The 26,038-nt window shown below is 72.2% G+C and carries 22 protein-coding genes; 6 read left to right on the top strand and 16 right to left on the bottom strand.

Translation table 11 applies throughout. The annotated features are described in order from the left end of the window. Positions 1-81 precede the first annotated feature (81 nt). On the bottom strand, positions 82-1,065 hold the full coding sequence (locus ABGB08_RS25765) for a phosphoglycerate dehydrogenase (protein WP_347594546.1): 984 nt from the start codon (positions 1,063-1,065) through the stop codon (positions 82-84). Between the two features lie 107 nt (positions 1,066-1,172). On the opposite strand from ABGB08_RS25765, the gene ABGB08_RS25770 reads away from it, so the two are divergent. Continuing rightward, positions 1,173-1,883 (top strand): GntR family transcriptional regulator, encoded by a 711-nt coding sequence (locus tag ABGB08_RS25770; protein ID WP_347594548.1) that lies wholly within the window; start codon positions 1,173-1,175, stop codon positions 1,881-1,883. A gap of 75 nt (positions 1,884-1,958) precedes the next feature. Here the strand turns inward: ABGB08_RS25770 and ABGB08_RS25775 are convergent, their stop codons facing one another. The 5 genes from ABGB08_RS25775 to ABGB08_RS25795 form a co-directional block, all read right to left on the bottom strand. Further along, positions 1,959-3,209 (bottom strand): hypothetical protein, encoded by a 1,251-nt coding sequence (locus ABGB08_RS25775; protein ID WP_347594550.1) that lies wholly within the window; start codon positions 3,207-3,209, stop codon positions 1,959-1,961. 82 nt (positions 3,210-3,291) lie between these two features. Continuing rightward, positions 3,292-8,394 (bottom strand): hypothetical protein, encoded by a 5,103-nt coding sequence (locus ABGB08_RS25780; protein ID WP_347594552.1) that lies wholly within the window; start codon positions 8,392-8,394, stop codon positions 3,292-3,294. Beyond that, positions 8,391-10,298, bottom strand: coding sequence for a CHAT domain-containing protein (locus tag ABGB08_RS25785; RefSeq protein ID WP_347594554.1), 1,908 nt, complete (start codon positions 10,296-10,298; stop codon positions 8,391-8,393). Before ABGB08_RS25785 ends, ABGB08_RS25780 begins: the two co-directional genes overlap by 4 nt. 9 nt (positions 10,299-10,307) lie before the next feature. Further along, positions 10,308-10,757 (bottom strand): hypothetical protein, encoded by a 450-nt coding sequence (locus ABGB08_RS25790; RefSeq protein WP_347594556.1) that lies wholly within the window; start codon positions 10,755-10,757, stop codon positions 10,308-10,310. A gap of 62 nt (positions 10,758-10,819) precedes the next feature. Beyond that, on the bottom strand, positions 10,820-11,989 hold the full coding sequence (locus ABGB08_RS25795) for a cyclopropane-fatty-acyl-phospholipid synthase family protein (protein ID WP_347594558.1): 1,170 nt from the start codon (positions 11,987-11,989) through the stop codon (positions 10,820-10,822). Between the two features lie 301 nt (positions 11,990-12,290). Here ABGB08_RS25795 and ABGB08_RS25800 point away from each other — a divergent pair, with 301 nt between their 5' ends. The 3 genes from ABGB08_RS25800 (at position 12,291) to ABGB08_RS25810 (ending at position 13,751) form a co-directional block, all read left to right on the top strand. Then, positions 12,291-12,458, top strand: a complete 168-nt coding sequence (locus ABGB08_RS25800) for a hypothetical protein (protein WP_170322588.1) — start codon at positions 12,291-12,293, stop codon at positions 12,456-12,458. A gap of 137 nt (positions 12,459-12,595) precedes the next feature. Further along, the gene (locus tag ABGB08_RS25805; RefSeq protein WP_170321267.1) at positions 12,596-12,757 is read left to right on the top strand and encodes a hypothetical protein; all 162 of its coding nucleotides are present in this window, start codon (positions 12,596-12,598) and stop codon (positions 12,755-12,757) included. Between the two features lie 352 nt (positions 12,758-13,109). Beyond that, positions 13,110-13,751, top strand: coding sequence for a GPP34 family phosphoprotein (locus tag ABGB08_RS25810; protein WP_281356318.1), 642 nt, complete (start codon positions 13,110-13,112; stop codon positions 13,749-13,751). A gap of 3 nt (positions 13,752-13,754) precedes the next feature. Here the strand turns inward: ABGB08_RS25810 and hisF are convergent, their stop codons facing one another. The 8 genes from hisF to hisD all read right to left on the bottom strand — a co-directional run bounded on the left by hisF (position 13,755) and on the right by hisD (position 19,724). Next, positions 13,755-14,525, bottom strand: coding sequence for an imidazole glycerol phosphate synthase subunit HisF (hisF, locus tag ABGB08_RS25815; RefSeq protein WP_347594561.1), 771 nt, complete (start codon positions 14,523-14,525; stop codon positions 13,755-13,757). Further along, the gene (locus ABGB08_RS25820; protein WP_347594563.1) at positions 14,522-14,908 is read right to left on the bottom strand and encodes a RidA family protein; all 387 of its coding nucleotides are present in this window, start codon (positions 14,906-14,908) and stop codon (positions 14,522-14,524) included. Before ABGB08_RS25820 ends, hisF begins: the two co-directional genes overlap by 4 nt. Continuing rightward, a complete protein-coding gene (gene priA, locus ABGB08_RS25825) occupies positions 14,905-15,633 on the bottom strand; it encodes a bifunctional 1-(5-phosphoribosyl)-5-((5-phosphoribosylamino)methylideneamino)imidazole-4-carboxamide isomerase/phosphoribosylanthranilate isomerase PriA (RefSeq protein ID WP_347594707.1) in 729 nt (242 codons plus the stop codon). Before priA ends, ABGB08_RS25820 begins: the two co-directional genes overlap by 4 nt. Positions 15,634-15,640: 7 nt before the next feature. Beyond that, a complete protein-coding gene (locus tag ABGB08_RS25830; protein WP_347594565.1) occupies positions 15,641-15,979 on the bottom strand; it encodes a hypothetical protein in 339 nt (112 codons plus the stop codon). Next, positions 15,976-16,611, bottom strand: a complete 636-nt coding sequence (gene hisH, locus ABGB08_RS25835; protein WP_347594567.1) for an imidazole glycerol phosphate synthase subunit HisH — start codon at positions 16,609-16,611, stop codon at positions 15,976-15,978. Before hisH ends, ABGB08_RS25830 begins: the two co-directional genes overlap by 4 nt. Positions 16,612-16,759: 148 nt before the next feature. Further along, the gene (gene hisB / locus ABGB08_RS25840; protein WP_155356222.1) at positions 16,760-17,353 is read right to left on the bottom strand and encodes an imidazoleglycerol-phosphate dehydratase HisB; all 594 of its coding nucleotides are present in this window, start codon (positions 17,351-17,353) and stop codon (positions 16,760-16,762) included. Next, entirely contained in the window at positions 17,350-18,423 is a 1,074-nt protein-coding gene (locus ABGB08_RS25845; RefSeq protein WP_347594569.1) for a histidinol-phosphate transaminase, read from the bottom strand. Before ABGB08_RS25845 ends, hisB begins: the two co-directional genes overlap by 4 nt. After that, positions 18,420-19,724 carry a histidinol dehydrogenase gene (gene hisD / locus ABGB08_RS25850; RefSeq protein ID WP_347594571.1) on the bottom strand — a complete coding sequence of 435 codons (1,305 nt, stop codon included), beginning with the start codon at positions 19,722-19,724 and terminating at the stop codon, positions 18,420-18,422. The genes ABGB08_RS25845 and hisD overlap by 4 nt, the downstream gene beginning before the upstream one ends. Positions 19,725-19,846: 122 nt before the next feature. Here hisD and ABGB08_RS25855 point away from each other — a divergent pair, with 122 nt between their 5' ends. Further along, on the top strand, positions 19,847-21,391 hold the full coding sequence (locus tag ABGB08_RS25855; protein ID WP_347594572.1) for a phospholipid carrier-dependent glycosyltransferase: 1,545 nt from the start codon (positions 19,847-19,849) through the stop codon (positions 21,389-21,391). A 93-nt stretch (positions 21,392-21,484) separates the two neighbouring features. On the opposite strand, the gene ABGB08_RS25860 is transcribed toward ABGB08_RS25855, so the two are convergent. Both ABGB08_RS25860 and ABGB08_RS25865 read right to left on the bottom strand, forming a co-directional pair. Next, on the bottom strand, positions 21,485-21,946 hold the full coding sequence (locus ABGB08_RS25860) for a hypothetical protein (RefSeq protein WP_347594573.1): 462 nt from the start codon (positions 21,944-21,946) through the stop codon (positions 21,485-21,487). A gap of 133 nt (positions 21,947-22,079) precedes the next feature. Continuing rightward, complete coding sequence (locus tag ABGB08_RS25865) at positions 22,080-23,351, bottom strand: S8/S53 family peptidase (protein ID WP_347594575.1); 1,272 nt, start codon at positions 23,349-23,351, stop codon at positions 22,080-22,082. A 100-nt stretch (positions 23,352-23,451) separates the two neighbouring features. Here ABGB08_RS25865 and ABGB08_RS25870 point away from each other — a divergent pair, with 100 nt between their 5' ends. Next, complete coding sequence (locus tag ABGB08_RS25870; protein WP_347594577.1) at positions 23,452-26,034, top strand: CHAT domain-containing tetratricopeptide repeat protein; 2,583 nt, start codon at positions 23,452-23,454, stop codon at positions 26,032-26,034. Positions 26,035-26,038 lie beyond the last annotated feature (4 nt).

Below are 26,038 nucleotides of genomic sequence, written 5' to 3' on the forward strand. Positions count from 1 at the left end.
CCTCGAGCACCGTCAGCGCGGCCGGAATGACCTCGGTCCCGATCCCGTCGCCCGGGATGACCGCGATCCGGTACCCCTTGCTCATGCCCGCACCGCCGCGCTCCGCACGACGTCCGGACGGGTGACCGCGAACCGGGGAGTGCCCTTGAGCGCGGCCACCAGCTCGGCGGCACCCTCTAGCCCTGCGGCCCGACGGGCCTCGGCCGACTGGCCGGCCAGGTGGGAGTACACGACGATCCCGTCGACGCCCCGCAGCGGACTGTCCGGGGGCAGCGGCTCGACGCACACGACGTCCAGCGCCGCCCCGGCGATCACACTGGAGCGCACGGCGTCGACGAGCGCCTGTTCGTCCACGATCGGCCCCCGCGCGGTGTTCACGAGCACGGCGCCAGGCTTCATCCGGCGGAACGCCGCGGCGTCGAGGAGGCCCCGGGTCCGTTCGGTGAGCCCCGTGTGGACGGAGACGTAGTCGGAGGCGGCCAGGAGCTCGTCGAGCTCGACGAAGCGCACGGACTCGCCGGACCGCTCGCTGACGGGCATGCTCGTCCTGCAGAGCACCGACATGCCGAACGCGCTCGCGAGCGGGACGACCGCCCGGGCGACGGCGCCGTACCCGATCAGACCGAGCGTCGCACCCCGCAGCTCACGCCCATCCTCGCGCGGCCACTCCCCGGCCGCGACACCCGCGGCGCTCTGAACCAGGCGACGGGCGGCGGCGAGGAGCAACCCCAGCGTGTACTCGGCAACCGCGTTCGCGTTGATGCCCGGGAGGTTGCTGACCGTGATACCCAGCCGTGCGGCGGCTTCGACGTCGACGGAGTCGTACCCGGCCCCGGTCCGCACGATCACGCGCAACGCCGTCGCCCCCGCGAGCACGTCGGCCGTCATCGGCTCGTTCGCGATCAGAGCCCCTTCGATGTCACGCAGCGCCGCCGCCAGCTCTGCCGGGTCACGCCGCCCGCGCATCGGCAGGTGCACGGTTTCGCATCCAAGCCGGCGCAGGTAGTGATCGACCTCATCATCCGGCCTCAGGTAGTCGGTGGTGATCAGGACGCGAGACACCATGTTTCTTCCTCGAACGTCGGGGCGTGGCGACTCATTGTGGATTTGCTATAGCTTGTTTGTCAAACATTGCATAACTCGCTGCCATGGCGATGCGCTAAGCTACGGCTGTGGCCACCGAATCTCTCGCAACGCTCAGCAGCGACACCCTCGCCGACCAGGCCTACCGGTCGGTCCGGGCCGCCATCGTCACGGGCGAGCTCCGGCCGGGCCAGAAGGTGACGGAGCGCGGGCTGGCCGAGCGGCTCACCGTGAGCCCGACACCGGTGCGGGAGGCGATCAGGCGGCTCGAGCAGGACGGCCTTCTCGAACGCGCCGGGCCCCGCACGGTCAAGGTCTCCACCATCGGCGACACCGCGCTGCAGGACCTCGCCGAAGTGGAGGTCGCTCTGCGCGGCATGGTCGCCCGGTTCGCGGCCCGCCACGCGACGCCCGAGCAACTCGACAATCTCGACGCCATCCTCGACCAGGCCGACGACCTGCTGATCCTTATCAAGCAGCGTCATTCGAACGGCGACCCGGTGACCCGGAATGTCAACCAACTCCTGGACACGATGGAGCGGTTCAACGACGCCGTCAGCGCCTGTGCCAACAATCCGGTTCTGATGCGTCTGCTCGACCAGACCCGGGTGTTCTCCCGCTCCGAGAGCCGGGCCCGGAGGCTCGAACGCATCGCCCAGGACCCGAACTTCGGTCTTGACCGCTACACCACCCACCGTGCGCTGGTCCGCGCACTGCGCGCGGGGGATTCAACGACAGCCGAGGCCGTCGTGATCGAGGACGCCCGGGGCGGTCTGAGCGCTCTGCTCTCCGGCGGCTAGTGCTTCGGCCGCACACCGTCAGCTATCGCCACGCGCGGGTCACTCTCGATGGCGACCCGGAGGCGGTGGACCGGCTCATGAAGGCGCGTCTGGGGATGTAGCCAGGATGTTCATGATCGCCTGACCGGCCTCGGTGTCGCGTGCCGGGGCGGTGGGGGTGCCCACGGCCCGGATCCCCTGCTTGATCGTCGCCAATGCGGCTCTGACCACGGTGTCCGCGACGTTTCCTTTCTCGTACGCGAGAGGGTCGGACCCGAAGGCGAGACCGGCGGCGGCCAGGAGCGTCCGCACGCTCGGGGCGCCCTTGATGGCGAAGCCGCGCAGGAGCTGGGTCGCGGTGCGCTCGGCCACCTGGCGTTCCTGGCTGAAGTTGATCACATCGGAGAGGGCGACGCCGCCGAACTCCGGATAAGGCCCGGCCACCAGAGCGGCGGCGACGGCGGGCACGTCCAGATCCTCTTCGTCGGGGGAGGACTCCCCCAGCACTTCGGCCACCAGGGCGATGCGGATCTTGGATGGCGGATAGGCTCCCTGGCCGCTGTCCGGGCCTGTCGCCAGGAAGTCGGTCAGTGCGGCGGCGAATGCGGGGCCCGCGGCGAGGGTTCCGTACACGTCGGCGAAGATCTCGCCCAGCCAGCGCCGCCACAGTGGCCTGCGCGCGGCCGGAACAGCTTTGTCGACCAGTCGTTCGAGTGTCGGCGTGAGCCGGAAGTCGGTTTCCACGTGGTGGCCGACCTCGTGGGCGAGTACGAGCGCGTCCGGCAGGTGCCGCAGCTGGAACCACGGGATGCCGATCATCGGGACCGGCAGCCGCTCGACCACCGCGCGGAGGGTGCCTGGCGGGAGAACGCCGATCTCGCCGCGGTAGGAGGCGCCGCGTGGGATCGCGAACGGCGTGCTGTCCTGGCTGAAGAATGTCAGCGGCGGTTCCCGCACCCGATCGGCTGGGACGTTGTGGGGCCCGGATCCCCGCTGCCTGGCCGGGCGGTAACACTCCCAGGCGAACTCGTCGGCCATTGCCAGGTAGTCCCGGAAGGCGGCTACGAAGCGGAGGGTCAGCTTCGACCGGAAATATTCGAGCACCTGGTGAATCCTGAGCAGCGAGCGCTCGGTGTCCGGCCAGGTGTCGAGCACGTCCGCCGCGTTCACCCGAGGCCGCAACTCGGCGATCGGGATCGCCATCGCGGCCACGATCGCCGCCACCTGGGTGTGGTGCTTTTCCAGCGGGCCGCCTGCCCGGCTCAGCTCGCTCCAGGAGGCGAGTTCGGCTTCGAGGCCCCCGAGCTTGGCCCGCAACTCGGCCCGCCGCCGCTCCGCCGCGCTCATTGCCGGCCCGGGCGGAACATGGCGTCGGGACGCAGCTTCGAGAAGAGCGCGGTCGTCGCGAAGCTGTGTCCGGCCGCCGCGCTCATTGTTTGCCCGGGTGGAACATGGCGTCCGGGCGCAGCTTCGAGAAGAGCGCGGTGGTCGCGAAGGGGAACTCGCCCGAGGCGGACTGCACGCTGCGCCAGATCTCCGCGGGGCTCTCGCCGTTGACGAGAGCGGCGGCGATCCGGGTCATCTGCGTGGCTCTGGCCTTCCCAGCGGCGAGGCCGGTGGCCAGCAGGGTCCAGATGCCGTCCACGCCGAGCAGGTCGTCGGCCATCCTGTTGCGCTGCAGCACACCCAGAGCGAGCTCCAGGGACGTGCTGGGCGTGATCGAATCCAGGATGATCAAGGGTGGGACGGTCTGACCCAGGGCGTGGACGAAGCGATCTAGGTCGTCGACGGTCAGGCCGGAGCCGGGCTCGTCGGTCAGGAAGTGCAGCACGGTCTCCCGGCCACGGCGTTCGATGGCCGCGATCAGGTGGATGACATCCACCCGTTCCGCTTCGCCCACGTCGGCGATCATTTGCCAGTCCAGTGTGGACGCGTCCAGATCCTCAAGAACCGTGAGGTGGACCGAGTGGTCGCGATATATCGCCTCGGCGTCGGCGACGCTGCCCCGCAGGCCGCGCTGCCATCTCACCGACCTGCTCCGGCTCGGTTGAAGAAGCAGCACGTGCGGCGGACGGCCCGCGCGCGCCGTGCGCAGCGCCCGGTGCAGGGCCCGCCAGGTGGAGCGGCGTAACCGGCCCTGGTCCCGGAGCCGGGACTGCCGCTGGAACTCCCGCAGGTCCGCCGCCGCCGTGGCGCCGAGGACCCGGTCGACTTCGTCATGCGGCAGGGCCAGCCGGGCGAGCAGGCGTTCCACCGCCTGTGCCTCGACCCGCAGGCCCTCCCGGACGCCGATGCCCCGATAGAGGTAGCGCAGCTCAGGATGGCGGGCCAAGAGGCCGTCGTGCGTCTGGGCGTCGTCGGCGGGAAGCCGGGCCAGTTCCCAGGGGGCCGAGGAGAGCGGGCCACCGTCGATCAGGCGCAGGTCGACGGGCTTGCCGTCGCCGCGGGGTTCCAGGCGTGGGCTGAGCGGCCTGAGCACCTGTCCGGCTGAGCGGGCCCAATCGATCGGCTGGGTCAGCTCCCGGGCCAGCTGGAGCTCGCCGCGTACACCCAAGGCATCAAGCCAGTCGGGGATCCTGATCAGTTCGGTGGCGGTCCCGCGCGGGCCGTCCACCTGCACCTGCAGGCGTTCCCGATCCTGCGACAGGCCGAGCCGGAGCGCGAGCTCGTCGCCCGCGTGGCCGGGCACGGTCGGAGCCGCCTCGGGCTCGCCGGAGGACCCGGGGAAGAGCGTCTCGGCCGCGATTCTGGCGTCCTCGTCGCGGCCAAGCGCGGCCCACAGGCGAACGGCCTGGTCAGCGGCCGCCCGTGCGGCCGAGGGCAGGCCTTGGGCCAGGGCCAGCGCGGAGAGCGCCGCCGCCAGTTCGGCACGACGCGAGGTGTCCCCGAGCCGGGCCCCATCGTCCGCGGCCCCGAGCCGGGCCCCCGCGTCCGCGAGACGCAGCCTCGTGACCTCGTGCGGGTCGATCGGCAGGCGCCGCCGGGCCAGCGCGATCAGATAGGCGGCGCACAGTTCGTGATGGTCCGCGTGCTGGTCGAGGAATCCGGGGAGCGGTTCCGGCTCGCCGGGGCGGGCCGGTTCGAGGCGGTCCATGGCGTCGATCCAGTCGAGCCAGACCAGGGGATCGAACGCGCCGAGCGCCTCGGCCGCGCCCCGCAGCAGCTGCCGCGCCAGTTCGGCGCGGCCGTCCAGCCGGGCCACCTCGGCCGCCACGAGATCCAGGTGCGCCCGGTCGGCGACCGGGTACTGGTCGCGCTCCAGCAGCCATGGATCGAGGGTCTCCCGGGCAAGTGCGTGAGCCAGTTCCATGTCGTCCATCGACGCGGTGCCCCGCAGCTCGCCGAGCAGCGCGAGCCGTGCCCCCGTTTCCTCGAACTGCCTGATCCCGCGCAGTATCGCGCGCGCGAACAGGGCGTCCCCGAACGGGAGGCCACCCACGCCCGCCGCCACCAGCAGGACTGGCGGACCATCCTGCGCTCGGTCCACTGTCTCGGCGGCCAATTCCCGGGCTAGAGACCACTGGGACCGCCCGTATCGCACGGCGATCCGGGCCAGCCTGGCCGCGAGTTCGAGCCCGGGCGGGAGCTCCGGATGGCGCTCGACGGCGTCCAGGGCCCGCTCGGCGAGACGCAGGTTCCCGGTTCGCCTGAGGTGCAACCAGACGAGTTCCAGCGTGAGCGCGGCGTAGTCCGGATCCGAGACGACCTGGCGACGCGCCGTATCCAGAATCTCCTCGGCGGCGGCGGTCCGCAGCAGGTCGCCCTCGGCTCGCGCCGCCAGAATCGCGGCCTGAACCGGGTCAGCGCCGCCCAGGCCGCCGTCGGCTCGCGCCCCCGCGATCGGGCCCAGGCCGCCCGCCCCCGGAATCGGGTCGGGGTCGCCCAGGTCATGCTCCGCCAGGAGCAGCCGAGCCCGGTACGGCTGCCGCAGCTCCAGCATCGCCTTGGCGGCCACCAGCACCACCTCGCGCGCCTCCGGCCGCGCGCCGGGACGCGTCAGGCGCTCGACCGCCGCACTCGGGCGGCCGAGCCTGATCAATGTTTCGCCCAGTTCGGGAAGCGCGGCGCTGCCCGCCCGCTCGAACCAGTCGAGAGCGGCCGTCAACCGGCCGCTGGCCGCCTGCAGGCTGCCGTATCGCCGTGCGGCATACGTCGCGACATCGTCCAGGCCCAGATCTCCCGCGCGCCTGAAGACCGATGGCAACGTTTCGGACGGCCTGATATCGGCGCGCGCCAGCAGGGTGTCGGCTTCGAGTGACGGCAGGACGCCCAGCTCCACGGCGCGGGCGATCGTGGCCTCGGCCTCCTCCACCCGCCCGCGCAACGCGTCCACGGCGGCTTTCGCGACCAGGTGGGCGACGGTCGGACCGGTGATCTCCGGATGGGCGATGAGCAGCAGGTCGGCGGCGGCAAGATCGCGTTCGGCCGTACTCCACGAGGCTCCGGCCGCACCCGCCGCACGCTCCTTGCGTGCGCGGGTGACGGCGGCACGGGCGAGCGCGATGTGGGCGTCGTACCAGGCCTCATGGTCGACCAAGGCGGGTTCGCCGCTGATGTCCTGGTAGTCGGCGGAGAGCAGGTCGGCGGCGAGTTCGGCCGCCCAGTCGTCACTCCCGGCCAGCCAGGCCTCCTCGAGACTATCCCGCCAGAAGGCGAGCCCGTCGTCGCGGGCGAGGTGCAGCCGGTGGAAGACGATCTCGCGGGTCCAGCGGGCCCACAGGGCGGGCTCGGCGTCGCGGCGTTCGGTGTAGTAGCGGGCGGACGCCTCGTGCAGCCGCGAGAACACCGCCTGGTCGCGGAGGAAGGCGCGGACCGGGCCGCGCAGGTTCTCGTGGAACATCACCACGTCGGGGGCGACGGGGAAGACCCAGGAGGACGCGCCCGCGTACCGGATCAGCTCCGCCCAGAGGGCGAGCAGGCCGAGGTCCTGGGGCGACTGCTCGGTGGTGAGGAAGATCTTGATGTCGCGCCGGGGGCGGCCGTCGTGGGCGGGGTTGTCGAGAGGATTGTCGGTGGTCATGCCGCGCGTGAGGAACGGCGGGAGCACCCGGGTGACGTAGTCCAGGTCGAGGCGGCGGGGCACGACGCCGTAGCGGAGCAGCCAGCGGAGGCGGTCGTCGGGGATTCGTTCGAGGATGCGGTCCAGGCAGTAGAGCAGGGCGGGGTTCTCGGTCTGGTCGATCTCCGCGGCGGTGACGGCGCGGTTGCCCTGGGCGAGGTCGCCGTACAGGGCGAGGGTGAAGGGCAGGCCGTCCGATCGTCTGATCATGGCGGGGATCAGGTCCTCGGGCACGCCGCGCCGGACGAGGTAGCGGGTCGCCTCCTCCGCGTCGAAGGGCGTGACTTCGACGCTGTCCGCCGCGGGGAATCGTCCGGTGAAGCCGGGGAGGCGGTCGCGGAGGTCGTACCGGCCGGAGAGGACGAAGCTCAGGGTGGGGGCGGCGGTGTGGAGGGCGGCGAGCAGGTCGAGCAGGACGGCGGGGTCGGCGACCGGGCGGAGGATGACCTCCTCCAGGGTGTCCAGGACGATGATCGCGCGGGAGAGCCCCGGGGCTTCGGCGATGGCGGCCAGGAATCGGCCGGTGACGTCGGCGGAGTCGGCCGCCACCGACGCCACCTCGCCCAGCAGCGCGGTGTCGGGAACGGCGGCCCGGCTGAGCGCGCGGCGGTATTTGCCCTGGTCGCGGAGGAGTTCCTGGAAGGGGGAGCCGATGATCTGGGGGTTCAGCTGCCCGGCCAGCTCCAGGAGCAGCAGCCACGGGAACCGGATGGCGTTGACCGGGTCGATCACGTCGAAGTCGATCCGGGCGCACGGGATGAGCGGGTCCTGGGTCAGGCAGTGGCGGGCGGTGAACCAGCGCAGCTGCATGGTCTTGCCCATGCCGCCCATCGCGTAAAGCTGGAGGATCCCGGACTCTCCGGTCAGTGCCGCCAGCCGTTGCTCGAGGGCGTGGCGGGCGAGGTATCGGCCGGTCTGGTGGTATTCGGTGGCGGCCAGGCCGCGGGCGGTCAGCCGGACCTGGCGGGCGTCGCGGCGCTCGGCCAGGTCGATCGGGACCAGGTGGGCGCGGTCGGGGTCGGCCAGCACGTCCACCAGGTCCTGGCAGCGGACCAGGTCGAAGTCACGGTCGGCGGCGGCGTACAGGCGGTCGAAGAGCTCGCGGGCGCGGACCGGAGCGCACAGCACGCACTGGCGTAACTCTTCCAGTTCGTCGGTTCCCCGGTAGTACGCGGCCAGGTCCAAGGCGAGCGACGCGAGCGCGGGCGGAACCTGGGCCGCGCCCGGAGTGAGGCCTCCGTCCACCCACCACTGGTCCCAGGCGCAGTCCCGCAGGCTGGGCTCCAGCCGGTACTGCCCGGGGGAGGTTTCCCGCACGCGCCCGGCGGCCACCAGATCGTCCAGCTCGTCCCCGTCGCCGCGGAGCAGCCGGTCGTACAGGGCCGCGTCGAACCGGGTGACCGCCGCGCACCGTTGCAGCGTGCCCCGCTCGGGCAACTGCCCGAACAGCAGCATCGCCAGATCGGTGGTCATGGCTTACCCGCCGATGGGGGCAGCAGCGTGTGGAGCTGGGTCAGCCGGCTCGGATCCAGCCACGGCCCCGGCAGCGTGCTCAGCGTCTCCACGATCTCCTTCCACTGATCCCGGTACGGCCTGCGCACCCGCGCCCCGTACTCCCGGAAGATCCGCACCGTCTGCGCCTGCGGGAACTTCTCCACCTCCAGCGACTCGGCCAGGCCGGTGTAGTCCCCCAGCCCGTCGGCGTTGCGCTCGGCCACGATGATCCGCACGCCCGGGACCTCGCCCGCCGCGATGGGGACGAGCAGGCCGGGCACCAGGTAGTCGGTGAGTTCCAGTGAGAACGCGCTCCCGGCATGGTCCAGCGCGATGATCAGCGGCCCGTCGCCCGCCGCCTCGGCCAGCAGCGCGCGCATGGCGGCGAAGAGGCGGGCGCGCAGTTCGGGCTCGCCCTCGTGGGCGGGCTCCCAGCGCCCGCCGTCGTCGGGGTCGAGACCCTCCGGCGGAGGAAGCCGCCCCTGGCGCAGGTGCACCAGGGCGTGCCGGAACCGGCGGACGGGTTCGGGGTGGGCGTCCGCGAGCGTTCCTGCCACCGCCCGGAGGATGTCCAGGCAGGACACGTTCTTGCCGTCCTTGATCGCCTGCACGTCCACGTATCCGGCGTGGCAGCCGCGCAGGTGCCAGGTGAACATGGCGGACCTGAGCAGGGACGTCTTGCCCGCCTTCGCCTCGCCGCGGAGCAGCAGCGCCTGCCAGGGCGCGTCGAAGCCGGGGCCGCCCCAGAGCCGCCAGTGCTCGGCGGTCCTGTCGATGGTGGAGAGCACGGTGGGATACCAGGAGCGGGTGGCCCGTTCGGCGTTCTGCCTGGCCACGCCGAGCCGCCAGGGCAGCACGTGTTCCGGCTCGCGCCGTACCAGCAGGGAGGGCAGCGCCCAGGCGGGGTCGCGCGCGGTGAACAGGGCGCGGCGGGCGCGGCGCACGGCCGCGTCCAGCGGATCCCCGGCGGCGAGGGCGGCGTAGACGCGCCCGGCGAAGGCGACCGCGGACGGGGACGGGATGTCGCCCTGCATGGCCAGCACCGCGTCGGCGCCGCGCGCCTCGAACGCGCCCGCCATCGCCCAGGTGGCCCGCTGCGCCTCCGCCGCGTCCTGCCCGTAGGAGGTACGGCAGGCGTTGAGGAACACGATCCGCGGCCCGCCCCGCAGCGCGTTCCCGACCATCTCGCTGGTGACCGACTCGACGCCCGCACCGGTCACCAGCTCCAGCATGGGCGAATCGTCGAACGGGTCGGTCCCGGCGTGGCCGATGAAGTGGAACACGTGCGGCTGGAGCGCCTCGAACCGCTCGAACAGTTCGGTCGGGGTGGGCTCCCAGAGCACCTCGGCATGCCAGGCCCCCGGCTGCTCCCCCAGCGCGCTGCGGATGGCGTCGACCTCGTCGGCGGCCCGCAGGTCGGGGTCCCGCGCGTTGCCGACGGCGATCAGCAGCCGGATCGGGACCAGGAACTCGCCGACCCGGCCAGGCTGGAAGTCGCCGCGCAGGCAGGGCCGCTCGTCGTCGAGGAACAGGTGCCGCCGGTCGGGGTCGGTCATCAGCTCCCACGGCAGCGCCCGCAGTTCAACCGGTCGGATGTCGAGATATGTCCGCATGGGCGAGTCCCGCAGATCCGTCCAGGCCCGGCCCACGTCCGTGGCGGCCACCAGGTCGTAGAGGGCCTCGCCGGTCGCGCGCCGGACCGCCGGGTCGGGGACCCCGAGCAGGACCGCGCGGGCCTCCCGCAGGCTCGGCGACGCGGGGATGACGCACCGGGCCACCGGCTCCCGCGTCCAGGCGCCGGCGGCCGCGTCCCGATCGGTGTAGAGCGCGGCCGGGTAGCCGCCCTCGGCCGCCGGGCCGACCCTGAGGATGCTCGTGATCAACAGATGCCCCTAGACGCCAGGAAACAGCCTCTGCGCGTATGCCGCAAGGTCCCCCAACCGGCCGTCGGACGGCTGCGCCGCCGCCTCCGGGCGGGCGCCCCGGCGCGCGTCCGGCTCACCCGCCGCGGCGATCTGCACGGCCGCCGCCAGGTTCGCGCCGTTCGTCGCGGCCTCCCGCAGGCCCTGAGCGCGTTCCCGCTCGGATTTGGCCTCTTCCTTGGCCTCGGCCGCGTCCTGGCGAGCGGCGGCCGTACCGGCCCGCTGGATCGAACTGCCGAACAGCGCGCCCACCCCGGCGAACACGATCGCCTCGAGCCCGCCGAGCAGGTAGACCAGGCGATCCCAGTGCTCGTCGTCGCGCAGGAACCCGAGCACCACCAGCACGGCCGCGAACACCACGATCAGCACGATCGCCACCACGGCCTGCAACATGCTCAAGCCGCCCTGTTGCTGCTCCATCGGGATCCCCTCCGCGTTTTTTCCGAGCTTTTCACCAGACGTGCGCGGCGCGGGAGTGGTTGTCAGCGGGCCAGCGTGATCTGGTGCACGCCCATCCGGCCCCGCTCGAAGGCGAGGCCGCCGCCGACCAGGTAGAGCCGCCAGACCCGGGCCAGCTCCGGGCCGACCAGCGCGACCGCCCGGTCGTAGCGGTGCTCGAAGGTCTCGTGCCAGGCGTGCGCGGTGCGGGCGTAGTCCTCGCGCAGGCTCTCCACGTGCACGGCCTCGAACCCGGCCTCCTCGAAGATGGCGATGGTCTCGCCGAGCGGGCGCAGGTGCAGGTCGGGAGCGATGTAGCGCTCGATGAACGGCCCGCCGCCCGGCCCGCCGCCGCCGCGCGAGCGCTGCTGGACGACGACCCGGCCGCCCGGCTTGACCATCCGGAACAGGGTGGCCGCGTACGCCGCGTAGTTCTCCTCGCCGACATGCTCGCCCATCTCGATCGACGAGATCGCGTCGTACGGCTCCCCGGTGATGTCGCGGTAGTCCTGCAGCCGCACCTCGACCCCGGCGCTCTTGGTCCGGATGAAGGCGCGCTGCTCGCGGGAGACGGTGACGCCGGTGGCGCGGGCGCCGTACTCGCGGGCCGCGTACAAGATCATGGAGCCCCAGCCGCAGCCCACGTCGAGCAGGCGGTCGCCGCGCCGCAGGTTCAGCTTGCGGCAGACCAGGTCGAGCTTGCGCCGCTGCGCGTCCGCCAGCGAGTCGCCGGGCGCCCAGCGGGCGCACGAGTACGCCATGGACGGGTCCAGGACCAGCTCGTAGAACTCGTTGGGCAGGTCGTAGTCGTGCGCGTGATCCCGGACGTGCCGCTTAGCCCGCGGCCGCGCCTCGCTGGCGGGGACCGGCGGGCGCGGCCCGAGCACCTCCGGTATGGCCCGCAGCGCCCGCGCCAGGGCGGTCTTGCCCGGCTTGGCGCCACGGCTCGCCCAGACCCGCCGGAAACTCTCCGCGAGGTCGCCCTCCACGTCGAGATCCCCCGTGACGTACGCCCGGGCCAGGCCGAGCTCTCCCGGGTTCCAGAGCAGCTGCCGGAGCGCCAGCGGCGATCTCAGGACCACCACGGGCGCTCCGGCGGGCCCGGCGAAGCCGCCGTCCCAGGTGCGCAGCGCCACCGGCGAGAAGCCCCCGAACAGCTCCTCGACGAGAGGCATCAGCCGCCCGGCGAATCCGGAGGTGAGCGTCTCCGACATGTTTCTGCCCTTTCCAGGATGAACTGGTGGACGTTCAGGTAGCCGGACCGGAACCCGGCCTCGGAATACGCCAGGGTGCAGCGTCCACATGCGGTGCGCGAGGCCAGCATACGATCATGCGCGAGCCACGTTGGATGAATGGTTCATCCGCGCGAACCTGGGGCAGGCGTTTCCCCCGATGACGGGAATTTTCCGGGGCGCGGGCGAGTTGCGGGCCTGGGATGATCTCCGCAAATCCCCTACGGTTCCGGCCGAAATGGGGCAGCATGAGGGCAGCGCGCATCACGGTTGGAGCCCCTCCATGAAAGTCAAGCAGCTGGTGACCTACGCGGCCATCGCGTTCGTGGTCTTCTATTTGTTCACCCAGCCCGAAGGGGCGGCGAACGCCGTGCGCGGCGTGATGGACGGCATCGGCACCGGAGCGAACTCTCTGGCGCAGTTCTTCAACTCCCTGTTCACCGGGTCGTAGCCGCCAGTCAGGGGCGAGTCAGCGAGCAGTCAGCCGCTTAATGGCGGGCGGAAGGTCCTCCTCTCTTCCCGGCTAGTTATGATCATTCGGGTTGCCGGGTACATAGCAGCGGGAAACTGACCGCAGGAGGCCCCCTGATGCAGGTCAAGAAGGTGCTCACGTATGCGGGTATCGCGTTCGTGGTCTTCTACCTCTACACGCAGCCGTCCGCCGCGGCCGCGGCCGTGACGGGCGTGTTCGACACGATCAACACAGGTGCCACGCAGTTGGCGACCTTCTTCACGCAGGTTCTAGGGTGATCTGACCCGGCCCGTGAGTTCGCCTCACGGGTCTTTTTTTGCGACTCGGTCCGGGGCTCGGCCCGGACAGGACGAATCTGGTCGAGGGGTGGGCTTGCGCACGCCTGTCACGCGTGCTCAGGCCCGACCCCTGAGTCGAGGATCAGGCCGACACCTTGTCAGCCCGCTCATCCCAGTATCCACTACAGAGCGTTACTTGACCACCACACATACAAAATTGGACTTATCACCCAAAAGCCACTGAAAACACATTTATTCCACGGGTTCGCGCGGGCACGTCGGCGAAATTCCCGTGACCGAACTCCAGCGCCGTACTGACAGAATTAACAATTCGCCGATAACATCACCGAACGTGGCTGAAGGTGATCTTCCAGCATCGCGTCTGGCTGACGATCTGTATTTCGTCATGCACGACGACGTCACGGGGCGCGGGCGCATCCATCCCCGGCTGACCGGTCTCGGACTGGCCGCCGCCATCCTCGGCGAGCTCATGCTGGCCGGGCGCGTCACCGTGCGCCTGGTGCCGGGGCAGATCCAGCTCGCCGTGGTCGACCCGGCCGAGACCGGCGACGCGCCGACCCAGTTCGCGCTCGACCACATCCAGGCCGAGCCCACCCACCCGGTCGGCACCTGGCTGCTCTTCCTGGCCCGTACGGCCCACGCCGACATCGCCGCCCGGATGACCGAGGCGGGGCTGCTGCACCCGCCGGGGCGGCGCCTGCTGGCCAAGCAGGTGCAGGCGCCGGTGGCGGCCAACACGGCCGCCTGGCCGGTGGGCCGCCTCAACCTGGCGATCGAGCGCCGCCAGCCCCTGCGGATGCAGGACGGCGTGCTGTTCGGCCTGATCGTCGCCACCGGCGGCGGGCAGCTCGTGCTCTGGGACGCCAACCCGCGCTACCTGCGCGAGTCGCTGGCCGCCCTGCCGGAGACCCTGCAGCAGCTGATCGCCCAGACCGAGGCGGCCTGCGGCGACGCCGTCATCAGCCGCCGCTGAGCCTCACCTGACCGGGTGACCGGCGGCGCGCAGCGCCTCCTTCACGTCGCCGATCTTGAGCTCGCCGAAGTGGAAGACGCTGGCCGCCAGCACCGCGTCCGCGCCCGCCGCGACGGCGGGCGGGAAGTCGGCCGGCTTGCCCGCGCCGCCCGAGGCGATCACCGGGACCGTCACCACGGCCCGGACCGCCTCGATCATCTCGATGTCGTAGCCGTCCTTGGTGCCGTCGCCGTCCATCGAGTTGAGCAGGATCTCGCCCACGCCCAGCTCCTGGCCGCGCGCCGCCCACTCGACCGCGTCGAGGCCGGTGCCGCGCCGGCCGCCGTGCGTGGTCACCTCGAACCCGCTCGGCGTCGGCGGGCCGTCCACCACCCGGCGGGCGTCCACCGACAGCACGATGCACTGGGCGCCGAACCGCCAGGACGCCTCGCGCAGCAGCTCGGGGCGGGCGATCGCGGCGGTGTTGATGCCCACCTTGTCGGCGCCGGCCCGGAGCAGCCGGTCCACGTCCTCGACCGCCCGCACTCCGCCGCCGACGGTGAGCGGGATGAAGACCTGCTCGGCGGTCCTGCGGACCACGTCGTACATGGTCGAGCGATCCGAGCTCGACGCGGTGATGTCCAGAAATGTCAGTTCATCGGCGCCTTCCGCGTCGTAGCGGCGGGCCAGCTCCACCGGGTCGCCCGCGTCCCGGAGGTTCTCGAAGTTGACGCCCTTGACCACCCGGCCCGCGTCCACGTCCAGGCAGGGGATCACCCGCACGGCGACCGTCATGGCCGGTACGCCTCGACCTCGACCTCGACCAGCATCCGCGGGTCGACCAGGCCGGCCACCTGGACGCTGGTGCAGGCCGGGCGGACCTCGCCGAAGAGGTGGCCATGCGCGTGACCGGCCGCGTCGAAGTCGCCCACGTTCACCACGTACAGGCGAGTGCGGACCACGTCGTCGCGGCTCACCCCGGCCCGGTCCAGGGCGTCCAGGGCGATCCCGAAGGCGGTGAGGGTCTGGTTGTAGGCGTCGCCGACGTGCTGGACCTCGCCGTCCACCACGGCGGTGCAGCCCGAGACCAGGACGTGCGGGCCGGCGATCACGGCGCGGGAGTAGCCGTAGCGGTCCTCCCAGGGGCCGCCGGAGGCGATACGCGTGGCGGGGATCATGCGCGCACCGCCGCGAGCGCCGATTCCAGCGTGAACTGCCCGGCGTACAGGGCCTTGCCGACGATGGCGCCCTCGACGCCGTCGGGGACCAGGGTGGCCAGGGCCCGCAGGTCGTCCAGCGAGGAGACGCCGCCGCTGGCGATCACCGGCCGATCGGTCCTGGCGCAGACGTCGCGGAGCAGGTCCAGGTTGGGGCCGCGGAGCGTGCCGTCCTTGGTGACGTCGGTGACCACGTAGCGGGGGCAGCCGTCGGCCTCCAGCCGGTCCAGCACCTCCCACAGGTCGCCGCCCTCCTCGGTCCAGCCGCGGGCGGCGAGCGTGGTGCCGCGCACGTCCAGGCCGACCGCGATCTTGTCCCCATGGGTGGCGATGATCTTGGCGCACCAGTCGGGGTTCTCCAGCGCGGCGGTGCCGATGTTGACCCGGCGGCAGCCGGTGGCCAGCGCCGCCGCCAGCGAGGCGTCGTCGCGGATGCCGCCGGACAGCTCCACCTGCACGTCCAGCTTGCCGACCACCTCGGCGAGCAGCTCCCGGTTGGCGCCCCGGCCGAAGGCGGCGTCCAGATCCACCAGGTGGATCCACTCGGCTCCGGCGTCCTGCCAGGCGAGCGCGGCGGCGAGCGGGTCGCCGTAGGAGGTCTCGGACCCCGCCTCACCCTGCACCAGGCGAACCGCCTGGCCATCCGCCACGTCCACGGCGGGGAGCAACACAAGCGACCCGGTTATAGACATTTCACGACCTCCGGTCGAAGAAGACGGTGACGAGCACCGGGATCAGCAGGAGCGACACCCCGAAGACGGCGAGCCTGGCCATCCAGGTGTCCAGCAGGATCCAGGCCAGAACCTGGATCAGGAACCACAGCGTCGCCATGACGGCGTTCTGGGCGCGCCGCCGCCGCGCCAGGTAGCCGCCTTGCCTGGCCACCCGCATCGGCTTGGGCAGCGCGGCCGTGATCCGGCCGCGCAGTTCCCTGCGGCGGGTCGCGCGGGCCTCGCGGCGAGCCCTGATGGCGGCCAGCCGCTCCCGTTCCGCCTCGCGGACGGCCCTGCGCTTGGCTCGTTCCTTGCTCATGGCAGGGTGTTAAGCCAGTTGGCGAGCAGTAAGGCGCCCGCGTCGCCGGATTTCTCCGGGTGGAACTGGGTGGCCATCAGCGGCCCGTTCTCCACGGCGGCCACGAACGGCACGCCGTGCTCCGCCCACGTGACCAGCGGCTGGGTGAACCCGGGCCCGGCCTGGAGTTCCCACGTCCGGACTCCGTAGGAGTGCACGAAGTAGAACCTGGTCCCCGCGTCCAGGCCGCGGAACAGCACCGACTCCGGCGGCGCGGTGACGGTGTTCCAGCCCATGTGCGGCAGCACCGGCGCGTCCAGGCGCTCCACCGTGCCGGGCCACTCGCCGCAGCCCTCGGTGTGCACGCCGTGCTCGACGCCCTTCTCGAACAGGATCTGCATGCCCACGCAGATGCCCAGCACCGGCCGCCCGGCCGACAGGCGGCGGCCCACGATCCGCTCGCCGCGCACGCCCTTCAGCCCCGCCATGCAGGCCGCGAACGCGCCGACCCCGGGCACGACCAGGCCGTCGCACTCCAGGGCCGCCTCGTAGTCGGCGGTCACGGTGACCTCCGCGCCGGTCCTGGCCAGCGCCCGCTCGGCCGAGCGCAGGTTGCCCGACCCATAGTCGAGAATCACCACGCGTTTCGCCACTGCCACCAGCTCCACTTAATCGTATGTGGGAATTGCTCGGCCGCGCTCGTGTCTGGACTGACGAACGCAGGGAGCGAAGCGACCGGAGAGAGGAGGGAAGACACGAGCTGAGAGCGGCCGAGCCGCCGTGCCGGAGGCGCGGCCGATGTCACAGCACGCCCTTGGTGCTCGGTACGCCGACGGCGCGGGGGTCCGGCTCCGAGGCCGCGCGCAGGGCCCGGGCCAGGGCCTTGAACTGCGCCTCCACGATGTGGTGGGCGTTGCGGCCGTACGGCACGCGCACGTGCAGGCAGATCGCCGCCTGCGCCACGAACGACTCCAGGATGTGCCGGGTGAGCGTGGTGTCGTAGTCGGGCCCGATCATCGGCGCCATGCCGTCCGGCTCGCTGTGCACCAGATACGGCCGCCCGGACAGGTCCACGGTGACCTCGGCCAGCGCCTCGTCCAGCGGGCAGGACGCGTTACCGAACCGCCTGATGCCCGACTTGTCGCCCAGGGCCTCGCGGAACGCGGCGCCCAGCGCGATCGCGGTGTCCTCGATCGTGTGGTGGGAGTCGATGTGCAGGTCGCCCTCGGTCTTCACGGTGAGGTCGAACAGGCCGTGCTTGCCCAGCTGGGCGAGCATGTGGTCGTAGAACCCGACCCCGGTGGACACGTCGACTTCCCCCGTCCCGTCGAGGTTGACCTCGACCAGGACCGAGGTCTCCTTGGTGGCGCGTTCGATCCGACCGACCCTCATCAGAGAATCCCCTCCAACGCGGCACGGAAGGCCGCCATCTCATCTCGTGTGCCGATGGAAACGCGCAGCCACCCGTCGGGACCGGTCTCCCGGATGAGGACCCCGCGGTCGAGAATCCCCGCCCACACCGCATGCCGATCCGGAAACTTACCGAATAGCACGAAATTTGAGTCGCTGTCAGCAACTGTCAGGTTACGTTGCCGTAGCCAGGTCACGGTCGCGTCCCGCTCGGCGCGCAGCGCGTCCACCGTGCCGAGCAGCTCGTCGCGGTGCGCGAGGGCCACCCGGGCGGCGGCCTGGGTCAGCGTGGACAGGTGGTACGGCAGCCGCACCAGCAGCAGCGCGTCGATCACGGCGGGGTCGGCGGCCAGATACCCGACCCGGGCCCCGGCCAGCGCGAACGCCTTGGACATGGTCCTGGTCACGATCAGCCGGGGCCGCCCGGGCAGCAGGGTCAGCGCCGACGGGGTGCCCGCCCTGGCGAACTCCGCGTACGCCTCGTCCACCACCACCATGCCCGGCGCGGCTTCCAGCACCCGCTGGATCACCGCGAGCGGCAGCGCCGTCCCGGTCGGGTTGTTCGGCGAGGTCAGGAACACCACGTCGGGCCGGTGCCGCTCGATGAGCGCGACGGCCCGGCCGGGATCGAGCGAGAAGTCCTCCTCGCGCCCGCCCTCGATCCACCGGGTGCTGGTGCCGGAGGCGATGATCGGATGCATCGAGTACGACGGCTCGAACCCGATCGCCGACCGCCCGGGCCCGCCGAACGCCTGCAGCACCTGCTGGAGGATCTCGTTGGAGCCGTTGGCCGCCCACAGCTGCCCGCCGGTGAGCCCGTGGCCGAGATAGTCGGCCAGGTCCTTGCGCAGTTCCACGGCGTCCCGGTCCGGGTAGCGGTTGAGCGAGGCCGCGCCCCGCCGGATCGCCTCGGCCAGATCCGCCACCAGCGCCGCCGACGGCGGGTACGGATTCTCGTTGGTGTTGAGCTGCACCGCCACGTTGAGCTGCGGCGCCCCATACGGCTGCTTGCCCCGCAGGTCGTCCCTGATGGGCAGGTCGTCAAGAGTGGTCACGAGGCCGGAATCTCCCAGTCGAAGCGGGCACGGATGGCGGCGCCGTGACCGGGCAGGTCCTCGGCGTCGGCGAGCGCGCACACGAGCGGGGCGGCCTCGGCCAGCGCCGGGCGGGTGTAGTCGATCACGTGCACGCCGCGCAGGAAGGTCTGGACGGACAGGCCGGAGGAGTGGCACGCGCAGCCGCCGGTGGGCAGCACGTGGTTGGACCCGGCCAGGTAGTCGCCCAGCGAGACGGGCGCGAACGCCCCCACGAAGACGGCGCCGGCGTTGCGCACCCGGGCGGCCACGGCGGCGGCGTCGGCGGTCTGGATCTCCAGGTGCTCGGCCGCGTACGCGTCCACGACCCGCAGGCCGTCGTCGATCGAGGACACCAGCACGATGCCGGACTGGCGCCCGTTCAGGGCGGCCGAGATCCGCTCCGTGTGCCGGGTGGCGGCCACCTGGGCGGCGAGTTCCTTCTCGACCGCCTCGGCCAGGTCCTCGGAGTCGGTGACCAGGACGGCGGCGGCCAGCGGGTCGTGCTCGGCCTGGCTGATCAGGTCGGCGGCCACGTGCACCGGGTCGGCGGTGGCGTCGGCGAGCACCGCGATCTCGGTGGGCCCGGCCTCAGCGTCGATCCCGATCCGGCCCTTGAGCAGCCGTTTCGCGGCGGCCACCCAGATGTTGCCAGGCCCGGTGACCATGGCGACGGGCGGGCAGTCCTCGGTGCCGTAGGCGAACATGGCGATCGCCTGGGCGCCGCCCACGGCGTAGACCTCGGCCACGCCGAGCAGGGCGCAGGCCGCCAGGATGGCCGGGTGCGGCAGCCCGTCGGCCTGCGGCGGCGAGGCCACGGCCATCGAGGGCACGCCGGCCTCCTGGGCGGGGACCACGTTCATGATCACGCTGGACGGGTAGACGGCCAGGCCCCCCGGCGCGTACAGACCGACGCGCTCGACCGGGACCCAGCGTTCCGTGACGGTGCCGCCGGGGACGACGGTGGTGGTGACGTCGGCGCGGCGCTGGTCGCGGTGGACCAGGCGGGTGCGCCGGATGGCCTCCTCCAGGGCGGCCCTGACCTGGGGGTCGAGCCCGGCCAGGGCGGCGGCGAGGGCCTCGGCGGGCACTCGCGCGGCAGGCAGATCCACTCCGTCGAATCGCGCGGTCAGCTCCCGTACGGCTGCCGCGCCGCGATGGCGCACGTCTTCGCAGATCGGCCGCACCTTCTCCAGGGCGGCTTCCACGTCGAGGTCGGCGCGGGGCAGCACGTCGCGCAGGTCCCGAGGCAGCGGGCCGCGCAGGTCGATACGGGAAATCACCCGCCCAGTCTACGGAGGGACCGGCCCTGATCCGATTCTGTCCACGATTCGGACGTGTCGCCGCGCCTCCGATACCCCATAAGAGGGTCAATTCACCTCAGCAACCTCAATATCATTGCCTAATGGCAGAATCACCGTCGGCACGCGACCGCCTTTTACCGCCATTCCAGGACAGCGTCCTGTGGGGGTGGGCGGGACCGCTGCTCGTGACGGTCTTCGGTGCCTACCTGCGGTTACGTGACCTGGGCACGCCGCACGCGGTGATGTTCGACGAGACGTACTACGCCAAAGAAGCGTATTCACTGATCAAATTCGGCGTGGAGCGCAAGTCGGTGGAGGAGCCGAACATCCCGCTGCTCAACGGCGGCGAGGTGTTCGCGAGTTGCCCGACGGTCTCGGAGTGCGCGAGCTACGTGGTGCATCCGCCGCTGGGCAAGTGGGTGATCGGCCTCGGTGAGCTGATGTTCGGGGTGAACCCGTTCGGCTGGCGGATCATGGCCGCCCTGCTCGGCACCCTGTCGATCCTCATCCTGGCCAGGACCGCCCGCCGGATGACCCGCAACACCCTGCTCGGCTCCCTGGCCGGGCTCCTGCTGGCCATCGACGGGCTGCACCTGACCCTGTCCAGGGCGGCGCTGCTGGACATCTTCCTGACGTTCTGGCTGGTGGCCGCGTTCGCCTGCCTGGTGGTGGACCGGGATCGCACCAGGGAACGGCTGGTCGCCTGGTACGAATCAGCCGATCTCGAGGAACTCGGGCCCCGGCTGGGGTATCGGCCGTGGCGGCTGGCGGCCGGGCTCTGCCTGGGGGCGGCCCTGGCCACCAAGTGGACCGCGATCTTCTACATCGTGGCGTTCACCGTCATGGTGTTCATCTGGGACATGGGGGCGCGGCGGGCGATCGGGCTGCGCCGGCCGCTGGCAGGGGCGTACCGGCGGGATCTGCCGCTGACGGCGGCCTGGACGTTCGTGCTGCCCGGTGTCCTCTACGTGCTGTCGTACGCGGGCTGGTTCGCCACCGCGGGCGGCTACGGCCGCAACTGGGATCAGGCCACCGCGCACGGCCCGGTGTTCTTCCTGATCGACTCCTTCCGGTCCTGGTTCGGCTACCAGCAGGCCGCGCTGAGCTTCCACACCGGCCTGGCGACCTCCCACTCCTACCAGTCCTGGCCCTGGTCCTGGCCGCTGCTGCAGCGCCCGGTGCTGTTCTTCAACGAGCAGGCCCCCGGCTGCGAGGTGGCCTCCTGCAACCAGGCCGTGCTCAGCGTCGGCACCCCGGTCATCTGGTACGGCGGCCTGCTCGCCCTGATCGCGATGATCGCCTGGTACACCGCCACCCGGGACTGGCGCGGCGGCGCGGTGCTGCTGGCCTACGCGGTCGGCTGGCTGCCGTGGTTCTACTTCGCGATCGCCGACAGCCGCACCATGTACCTGTTCTACGCGCTGCCGATGCTGCCGTTCCTGATCCTGGCCATCGTGCTGGCCGCGGGGCTGCTGATCGGGCCCGCCGACGCGCCGCCGAACCGGCGCGCCGTGGGGGCCGCGATCGTGGGGGTGTTCACCCTGTTCGCGCTGGCCAACTTCTGGTGGTTGCAGCCGATCCTCACCGCCGAGAACATCCCGCACGAGGAGTGGTTCCGCCGCATGCTGTTCAGCAGCTGGATCTGATTCCAATGGGAAAGTTGCTAAATGGACTGCCACTACGGCCCTGACCAGGCAAGACAGTGGGGTGGCAGGCTGATGAGCAGGTTTCCCGTTGGATCACAGCGAGATCGGCGCCGTCACCACGTTGACCCCGTCCGGGGTGCGGAAGTGCAGCCGGAACCGGCCGGGCGGGATCGGGCGGATGGTGAACCCGCCGACCTCGTCCACCGGCACGCTGCTGTCCCGGCCGGACACCAGCACCACCCGCACCTCCCCGGGCCGGGGTGGGATCAGCTGGCCCTGCAGCGCGTCGCCGGTCACCCCGATCTCGATCTGCACGCCGGATCTGGTCTCGAACGCGATGTCGCGCAGCGCGGCCACCTCGGCCCGGACCAGCACTCCCGGCGCGGGATCGCCGCGCCAGGAGTCGTAGGTCAGCTCGGCCAGCTCGGCGTCCACGTGCTGCCAGGTGAACACGGCCCGGCCCATCTCCAGCACCTCGGCGGGCACGCCGTCGACGGCCTGGAAGAGCGCGGCCAGTTCGGCCATCAGCTCATCGTCGGACGGGTGTTCACGCATGGCAGCCATCCTGCCCGAGCAGCGGGTCGGCTAACAGCGATAAATGGATCGTTGACATGGAGACGCCCCTCCCGGCGACCCCGAGCGGCGGTCAGGGCAGGCCCCGGCCAGCCCTGACCACCGTCACGGCGAATCACTTCGTGGGCGGACGGTGCTCGGCGACGACCTGGGCGCAGGCGGTCCTGAGGTCGAGCCCCGGCTCCCCGGCCCGCCGGGCGACCATGCCCGAGAACCGGGCGGCCGCGAACGACGTGCCGCTCCACCGGGCGAATCCGGTGTCGAAGGTCTCCGTCCCCATCGGCGTGCGGGTGCCGCCCAGCTCCGGCCTGACGATCTCGACCAGGCCGGTGAAGTAGGTGCTGACCACGTCCACGCCGTCCACCGCGGCGTCCACCCAGGGCAGGTCGGGGCTGAAGGGCGCCTTCACGGTGATCGTGTCGTCGTGGGTGGCGCCGACCGCGATCACCTCGTCGAACGCGGCGGGCCACACCGGCGTCCTGGCGGTGACCACGGAGAACCTGGGCTCGCCCGGCGAGGCCGGCTGGCGCATGCCGTGGTTCCCTGCGGCGGCCACCAGGACCATGCTGCCGCTGAGCCGCTCGATGGCCCGGCTGAGCACCAGCGGCGGGGAGTGGTCGGCGGTGACGCAGCCGAAGGACATGGCGAGGATGTCGGCCTTGCCGTGGAAGTCCATCATGGCCTCGGCGACGTCCCAGGACGAGATCGTGACGCCGTGGTCGTCGAGCACGGCGCGGACGACCAGGCGCGCGTCCGGCGCCTCCTGGAGGATGGCGCCGCAGATGAACACGCTGTGCCCGGCGAGCGACGGGTAGGGCGGCTCCCCTTCGAAGATCGCGTCCGCCGGGACGTCGCAGCGCCCGGCCAGCGCCGGATGCGCGACCAGGCGGGTGTCCAGCACGCCGACCCGGAGCCCCGGCCCGGTGGCCGGCGGGATCGCCACGGGCGGGCACGGGGTCGGCCGGTCCTCCCCGCCGCCCGTGTACGGCGACCCGGCGACGCCGTCGATCAGTCTATGTTTGCCCCAGGTGGGGACCCAGCCCTCGAACTCGTCGGAGAAGCTCTTCCGCAGCGCGAACATCACCAGGTCCAGATCGGGCACCGAGGCGTCGGGGCCGTACGCGAGCTGGCGGCTGGCCTGGGCCGCCTTGACCAGCGCGAGGTCGGCGCGGAAGGACGCGGCGGCGTCGGCCAGGCCCGGCAGCTCGACCAGGGCCAGGCCGAGCGCCTGGCTGGCCCGCAGCTCCCGCCAGGCGAGACCGGCCACCTTGACCAGGCGTTCGCGGACGAGTTCCGCGTGGCGGAGGTCGACGACGATCTGGTCCTGCCACCACGCCCCGAGGGCGCCGCGATGGACGTTCTCCGATATCTCTGGCGTCTGCGCCATGATTCGCTCCTGACACTATTGATCGGTTGCTCTATTGACGGAGGCGTGCCACCCGGATTTGATACATCTCTCGCAGGATCCCGCCTGAGAAATCCGGGTGATGACGACGACCACGGTCGACGACCCTCTGGCGCTGGCCGAAGCCGATCCCGAGCGGGCGGTGGCCTTCGCCACCACCCTGGCCCGGCAGGCGCGCGCGGCGCGTGACCCACTGGCCGAGTCGACCGCGAGGCGCGCCCTGGGCATCGCCTCGGTGCACCTGAACCACCTGGGCACCGCCAGCCGCCACCTGAACGCCGCGATCCGGCTGGCCGAGCGGGCGGGATCGCCCGAGCTGGCGGCCGAGGCCCGGCTCCGGCTGGCCTTCGTGACCAGCGTCGGCGGGCGGCCGCGGCAGGCGCTGCGGGAGATCGAGGAGCTGCTGCCCGGCCTGCACGGTGTGCTGCGGGCCCGCGCCGAGGCGCAGAAGGCCGCGGTCTTCAACCACCTCGGGCGGCGGGCGGACGCGCTGGCCGGCTACCGGGCGGCCATCCCGGTGCTGCGCCGGGCCCAGGACCACCTGTGGCTCCAGCGGGTGCTGTCCAACCGGGGCATCGTGCACGGCTACCGGCAGGAGTTCGCCGCCGCCGAGACCGACTTCCGCGAGGCCGAGGCGCTCTGCCGGGAGCTCGGCCTGGACCTGTCGCTGGCCATCGCGCGCGGGAACCTGGGCTGGGTGATGGGGGCGCGCGGCGACGTGCCGACCGCGCTGCGCTACTTCGACCAGGCCGAGGCCCGGTTCCGGGAGCTGCGCACCCACCAGCTGGGCTGGCTGCTGACCGACCGGGCCGAGCTGCTGCTGTCGGTCGGGCTGATCGCGGAGGCGCGGGCGGCGGCCGAGGAGGCGGTGGCCGAGCTGGAACGCCTGCGGCGGGCGATCCTGCTGCCGGAGGTGCGGCTGCTGCTGGCCCGCGCGGCCACCATGGCGGGCGACCACGAGGACGCGCTCCGCGCGGCCCGCCGCGCCGTCCGCGAGTTCGCCGCGCAGCAGCGCCCGGAGTGGCGGGTGCTGGCCTCCTTCGTGGTGCTTCGCTCCCGGCTGGCCGCCGGTCAGCAGGGCATCCCCGTACGGCGCGTGGAAACCCTGGCCGGTGACCTGGACGCGGCCGGCTGGACCGCGGCGGGCGTGGAGACCCGGCTGATGGGCGCGGCCCTGGCGCTGGGCCGGGGGCAGCGCGCACGCGGGCAGGACCTGCTGGTCCAGGCCGCCCGGGCCCGCCGCCGTGGCCCCGCCCTGCTGCGGGTCAGGGCCTGGCAGGCGGAGGCGCTGCTGCGGCTGGCGCGGGGCAACCGGCCTGGGGCGGCCGTGGCGATCAGGACCGCGCTGCGCATCCTGGACGAGCACCGCGCCTCGCTGGGGGCGACCGACCTGCGCGCCTACTCGTTCGGATTCCGGATCGAGCTGGCCGGGCTCGGGCTGCGGATGGCCTTCGAGCACGGCGCGGCGGCCCGGGTGCTCGCCTGGGCGGAGCAGGGCCGGGCCAGCCATCTGCTGATGAAACGGGCCAGGCCGCCCGGCGATCCATGGCTGGCCGGGGCGCTGGCCGAGCTGCGGGCCACGGCGGGCAACCTGGAGGCCAGCCGGAACCCGAAGGTCGTGCAGCGCCAGGCCGCGCTGGAGCGGGAGATCCGCGACTACAGCCGCAGGCAGCACGGCGCGGCCGGTCCGGCGGCCGGTCCGCCGCCGGTGGCGCGGCTGGCCGAGTCCCTGGGCGACCAGGCCCTGGTGGAGTACGTCCAGCTCGACGACCAGCTGCACGCCGTCACCGTGACCGCAGGCCGGGCCAAGCTGCACCCGCTGGGGCCGCTGGCGCCGATCAGGGACCTGGTGGAGCGGCTGCCGTTCGCGCTGCGGCGGCTGGCCCGCGCCGACTCCTCCGCCGCCGCCGTCATGGTCAGGCACGCCGCCGACCGGCTGGACGCGCTGCTGCTCGCCCCGCTGGCGGCCGAGCTCGGGGACCGGCCGCTGGTGCTGATCCCCACCGGGCCGCTGCAGTTCCTGCCCTGGTCGGTGCTGCCGTCCTGCGCCGGGCGCGCGGTCAGCGTCGCCCCGTCAGCGAGCATGTGGCACACCGCGAGCGGGCGCGACGGCGGCGGGCACGTGTCCGCGGTCGCCGGGCCCGGCCTGCCGGGGGCGCGGGAGGAGGCGGGCACGGTCGCGGCCCTGCACGGGGCCAAGGCGCTGACCGGCGAGGACGCCACCGCGGAGGCGGCGCTGGCCGCGCTGGACGGCGCCGGTCTGGCGCACCTGGCGGCGCACGGCCGGGTCAACCTGACCAACCCGCTGTTCTCCGCGCTGAGCCTGGCCGACGGCCCGCTCACCGTCTACGACCTGGAACGCCTGGCCGAGCCGCCCCGGATGGTCATCCTGGCCGCCTGCGAGAGCGGGCGCTCGGTGGTCAGGGCCGGGGACGAGCTGCTCGGCCTGAGCGCCACCTTCCTCGCCCTGGGCACCCAATGCATCATCGCCTCCCTGGTCCCGGTGCCGGACGCGCAGACCACCCCGCTGATGGTCGACCTGCACGGCCTGCTCGCCGACGGCCACCCCGCCGCCAGCGCGCTGGCCCTGGCGCAGGAGCGGGCGGGCGGGGTGGCGGCGGCCGGGTTCGTCTGCCTGGGCGCCGGATCCACCACACTAGGCTGAGGGC

The organism is Acrocarpospora sp. B8E8 (genome assembly GCF_039871605.1).
GTDB lineage: Bacteria > Actinomycetota > Actinomycetes > Streptosporangiales > Streptosporangiaceae > Acrocarpospora > Acrocarpospora macrocephala.